At 53.6% G+C, this 1,561-nt stretch carries 1 rRNA gene; it reads left to right on the top strand.

The features are described from left to right. The first annotated feature begins 13 nt into the window (after window positions 1–13). Window positions 14–1,553 (top strand): 16S ribosomal RNA (locus tag GKAS_RS23280). Window positions 1,554–1,561: the final 8 nt, after the last annotated feature.

The raw sequence follows: 1,561 nt of genomic DNA on the forward strand, positions 1-1,561 counted from the left end.
GAGCATCAAACTTAAATTGAAGAGTTTGATCATGGCTCAGATTGAACGCTGGCGGCAGGCCTAACACATGCAAGTCGAACGGTAGCACAGAGAGCTTGCTCTTGGGTGACGAGTGGCGGACGGGTGAGTAATGTCTGGGAAACTGCCCGATGGAGGGGGATAACTACTGGAAACGGTAGCTAATACCGCATAACGTCGCAAGACCAAAGTGGGGGACCTTCGGGCCTCACACCATCGGATGTGCCCAGATGGGATTAGCTAGTTGGTGAGGTAATGGCTCACCAAGGCGACGATCCCTAGCTGGTCTGAGAGGATGACCAGCCACACTGGAACTGAGACACGGTCCAGACTCCTACGGGAGGCAGCAGTGGGGAATATTGCACAATGGGCGCAAGCCTGATGCAGCCATGCCGCGTGTATGAAGAAGGCCTTCGGGTTGTAAAGTACTTTCAGCGAGGAGGAAGGCGTTGTGGTTAATAACCGCAGCGATTGACGTTACTCGCAGAAGAAGCACCGGCTAACTCCGTGCCAGCAGCCGCGGTAATACGGAGGGTGCAAGCGTTAATCGGAATTACTGGGCGTAAAGCGCACGCAGGCGGTCTGTCAAGTCGGATGTGAAATCCCCGGGCTCAACCTGGGAACTGCATTCGAAACTGGCAGGCTAGAGTCTTGTAGAGGGGGGTAGAATTCCAGGTGTAGCGGTGAAATGCGTAGAGATCTGGAGGAATACCGGTGGCGAAGGCGGCCCCCTGGACAAAGACTGACGCTCAGGTGCGAAAGCGTGGGGAGCAAACAGGATTAGATACCCTGGTAGTCCACGCCGTAAACGATGTCTATTTGGAGGTTGTTCCCTTGAGGAGTGGCTTCCGGAGCTAACGCGTTAAATAGACCGCCTGGGGAGTACGGCCGCAAGGTTAAAACTCAAATGAATTGACGGGGGCCCGCACAAGCGGTGGAGCATGTGGTTTAATTCGATGCAACGCGAAGAACCTTACCTACTCTTGACATCCAGAGAACTTAGCAGAGATGCTTTGGTGCCTTCGGGAACTCTGAGACAGGTGCTGCATGGCTGTCGTCAGCTCGTGTTGTGAAATGTTGGGTTAAGTCCCGCAACGAGCGCAACCCTTATCCTTTGTTGCCAGCGGTTCGGCCGGGAACTCAAAGGAGACTGCCAGTGATAAACTGGAGGAAGGTGGGGATGACGTCAAGTCATCATGGCCCTTACGAGTAGGGCTACACACGTGCTACAATGGCATATACAAAGAGAAGCGACCTCGCGAGAGCAAGCGGACCTCATAAAGTATGTCGTAGTCCGGATTGGAGTCTGCAACTCGACTCCATGAAGTCGGAATCGCTAGTAATCGTAGATCAGAATGCTACGGTGAATACGTTCCCGGGCCTTGTACACACCGCCCGTCACACCATGGGAGTGGGTTGCAAAAGAAGTAGGTAGCTTAACCTTCGGGAGGGCGCTTACCACTTTGTGATTCATGACTGGGGTGAAGTCGTAACAAGGTAACCGTAGGGGAACCTGCGGTTGGATCACCTCCTTACCTTAAAG

It is taken from the genome of Kluyvera ascorbata ATCC 33433, assembly GCF_000735365.1.
GTDB lineage: Bacteria > Pseudomonadota > Gammaproteobacteria > Enterobacterales > Enterobacteriaceae > Kluyvera > Kluyvera ascorbata.